Origin of the sequence: Escherichia sp. 20412-1 (assembly GCF_003027595.1) — a bacterium.
GTDB lineage: Bacteria > Pseudomonadota > Gammaproteobacteria > Enterobacterales > Enterobacteriaceae > Escherichia > Escherichia marmotae.
This window is the reverse complement of record NZ_PYQM01000086.1, coordinates 1-3,924: the sequence shown is the minus strand read 5'-3', so window position 1 is coordinate 3,924 and position 3,924 is coordinate 1. Positions and strand designations below refer to the sequence as shown.

Genomic DNA, 3,924 nt, shown 5'->3' with positions numbered 1-3,924 from the left:
GGGCCTGTATCACCTTTGTCACCCTTAGCGCCGGTTTCTCCCTTCGGCCCCTGTGCACCGGTGTCTCCCTTATCACCCTTTGGCCCCTGCTCCCCCTTCTCGCCTTTATCTCCCTTTGGCCCCTGTGGCCCCACGGCAGTTTCCGCTTTCTCAGCAGCTTCCCGCGCCCTGCGCACAGCCTCATCCGCCGCCGCTTCCAGTTTCTTCAGTGCATCAGGGTAATACGCAGCATCCGTTTCACGGAGCAGAAAGGCATTCAGGGTACCCGGTTTGTCGTCTGCCATGACATCAATCTCTCCGGCATATGCTGGCTGGCGACCTTCCACGCACAGGGTCACACGATAACGCCCCGGCTCAACCTGCATGCTGTAACTGCCTGTTTCCCCCGGCTGACACTCCGCCACCGTGGTGACCACCACCGTCTCACTGGTTCTCACGGCTTTCAGCTCTATGGTGCACTCCGGTACCGGTTTCCCCGTACCGTCCTTCAGCACACCTGAAATCTCTACTGCCATTTTTGTCTCCCATAAAAAACCGCAGTTCCGGTTGCCGGACTGCGGTCTGCGTCGCGCTCACAAATCAGAATGCGTCATGTGATGCCATCCCGCATCGCGTTTACGCCTTCGACATCCAGATAACCGTCACCGCATTGTCTGAAACCGACACCGTCACGGGTGTCCCCGCATTAAGCCTGAACACCTTGATCCAGATTGTGCTGTAAACAGGTCTGTAACTGCCGCCACCATGCCCCGGACTTCCGCCGCTCCAGACACTGTCTGTCTGCATCCTCGAAAGGATCGCAGAGGAAACCGGTGTCTGCTCGTTACCGTTAAAGTACAGGTGTCCGGCACCGCCCAGCATCACCAGATTCATGGTAAATACCTGAGCAGGGATATACACACTGTTCCCGTTAAGCACATACGTCTTCGCAATATCTCCGGTTATCTGTGCCGCGGATAAATTGCCCTTAATCACACAGTCCTGGTTTATCGTCACATTGTTGAGCGTACCCGAACTGGCGGTGATACTGCCGCTGATATCCGCATTTCTGGCAGTCAGCTTTCCGTCCGGTGTCAGGGAAAATACCGGTGGATTTCCGCCGCTGGTAATGGTGGGAGCCGTCAGGCGTTTCAGGAACACGTCGTTCATGAATATCTGCCCGTCCTGCGCCACAAACATCGGCGTTTCATTCCCGTTTGCCGGGTCAATAAACGCAATACGGCTGGCGGCAACCAGAAACTGGCTCAGCTTGCCTTCTTCCGTATCCTCCATGCTGAGACCAAGCCCGGCAACATAATGCTTACCGTCTTCGGTCTGCTCAATTCTGACGCCCCACATGGCATTCCATTTATCGTTCGCGTCCTTCCACTCTTTCGAGAACTGCTCCAGCTTACTGGCGTTATCCTCCGTCAGTTCAGCGTTTTCCAGCAGCTCTTTACCGAGATGTGTTTTATTAATCAGCCCTTTGTAAAAATCCAGGTAACCTTCCGCATCATCGCTGGCCCGGCCGACGGCCTCCACGAATGCCGATTTGCCCACCAGGTTGACGCTGCGGATATAAAAATAATAATCATACCCCGGCCTGATATTACTGGCGGTACTCCAGTACAGCGCCGTACCAAGATAACGGGCGGTGGTTTCAACCTGACGAACATCCGCAATCTGCTTTTCCGAGAGCCAGAACTCAAACTGCACCGTCGGGTCATAAATGGCCAGTTTCGGGACCGCCGTTATCTGAAAATATCCCGGTATCAGTTCAATGGTTACAGGCGCTGCCGGGGCATTAATCCGGAACGTGGTACCGGCAGGCTCCCCCTGCTGACCATAACTGTTTATCGCCCTGACCGTCAGGGTGTATTCCCCCGGCGGCAGGCCACTGAAACGGTGCTCCGTGTCGGCAGTGATGGCAGTGGTCACCAGACGGCTGTCATCGCCACTCCCGCTGGTCAGGCGAAGACTGAAGCGCACGCCCTTCACCACCCGTGGGGTGTCCCATTTCGCCAGCGCCAGATACTGACCGTCAGAGGCACTCACCGCCACCGTGAGGTGCTGCACGGCAGGTGGTGTGACACTGTTCAGCGAACCGGACAGCGGCTCAAAGGTGGCCCCGTTATCCACAATGGCTTCCTTCTCCGGTACATGCTGCACCGCCGTGATGGCAAAGGTGCCGTCCGTGTTTTCCCGGATGGACACACAGCGGAACAGGCGACGGCGAAGACCGGGTATTTTCAGTCCCCACACACCGTATGTCTCCACACCATCTGGCAGGGTGCTGACCTGTATCCGGTCAGGGGCCGGTTGTGCGGTGATGTCCACACTTACCGGCTTACCGCTGCCGTTAATCAGGTTCACCGTGGCGGTGCCGGTTTCCGGAATCGTCACCTCACGGTCCAGTGTCAGGATACGACGGGTTACATCGGTGTCCAGAATACGTCCGCCGGTCATGGTCCCGGCATAGTCGTTATCACAGATTTCTATGATGTCACCCGGCGTGTGACGCAGCCCCTGTGACCCGAGTGTGAAATCCACCGTCTGTGTTTCCAGCAGTTCGGTCTTTATCACCCACAGTCCGGCACGGTGGGCCTGACCGCGGCTGGTACAGCCGAACGCATCCATCTTCAGCAGGTTGCGCCCGTAGCGCAGTATCGCTTCCGGGTCCTCAACCAGCTCTGTGGAGGTCTGCCAGCCGTTCTGCGGGTCGGTCCAGTTCACCTCCACCGCCGTGTGCCGGTCCTTCAGGGCGCTGAAGCTGTAGCGGAACCCCACGCCGTTATCATCCACCACCACATCGCTGTTGGTGTACGGCCACACCACATCCGACGGGCGGTCCTGAACGAACGTCAGCGTCTGGCCGTTCCATACCGGCATACAGCGCATTGCCGAGCAGAAATCACTGAGAACGTCCCACGCCTTACGCTGCTGTGACAGGTACGCATTAAAGGTCATCCGCGGTTCAGTCCCCCCGAAACCATCCGGCACCGGCTGGTCACAGTACTGTCCGATGGCATACAGTGCCCACTTGTCCACATCCGCTGCCCCCAGGCGTTTTCCCATCCCGTAGCGCGGGTGCGTCAGCATGTCCCACAGGCACCAGGCCGGGTTGTTGCTGTATGCCGGTTTGAGACTCCCGTCCCAGATACCGCTGTAGGTGCGTTTTTCCGGGTCATAGTTTGACGGCACCTGGATGATGCGACCGCGGATATGGTAGTTCACCGTCATCTGCTGGCCGCCGAACTGCTCCGCATCCACCTGCAGCCCCACAATGGCCGTGTTCGGGTAACACTGTTTCACATCGATGATTTCGGTGTATGACGACCACAGCGTCCTGTTCTGCAGCTGGTCCGTGGTGCTGTCCGCCGTCTCCCTGACCATCCGGATGTTAAAGGGGCGGGGAGGCAGGTTACCGATTATCACCGACGCCAGGTACTGCGAGGTGGTCTTGCCGTTAATGGTGACATCCTTCTCCGTCATCCAGTTGCCGTTACGCTGCACCTGAATCAGCAGGCGGACTGAAGAAGGATTACGGTCGCCCTGTGAGGTGGTCTCCACCAGTGACTGCACCCCGAAGGTCACCCGCAGACGGTCAATGTTCGCTGATGTGATGGTGCGCGTCACCGGCTTTGCCTTCGTGACTTCCACACCCAGCGCGGTTTCCGCCCCGGAGGACTCAAAACCTTCCGGCGGCGTCTGCTCCTGCTCCCCGGCACGCCAGACGGCTGTCACACCGTGTATCACGGGATTGCCGTCCGTGTCCGTCAGCGGGGTTTTGTTCACCAGAATACTCTGCAGACCGTTAACCGGACCTTCCACCGGGCCTTCGCCAATCGCGTCAATCACGCTCATCATCTGCGTGGATTTCAGGTTATCTTTCGCCTCAACCGGCGTGTGCGCCTTACCACCACCTTTACCCACTCTGTCCCCCTG

The 3,924-nt window shown here is 58.0% G+C and carries 1 protein-coding gene and 1 pseudogene; both read right to left on the bottom strand.

The features are described from left to right. On the bottom strand, window positions 1–515 hold a 515-nt coding region (locus C7B16_RS23825; RefSeq protein WP_181244204.1), incomplete at its 3' end, for a prophage tail fiber N-terminal domain-containing protein. Between the two features lie 406 nt (window positions 516–921). Beyond that, window positions 922–3,912: pseudogene (locus tag C7B16_RS23820) on the bottom strand (host specificity protein J); the annotation flags it as partial. Window positions 3,913–3,924 lie beyond the last annotated feature (12 nt).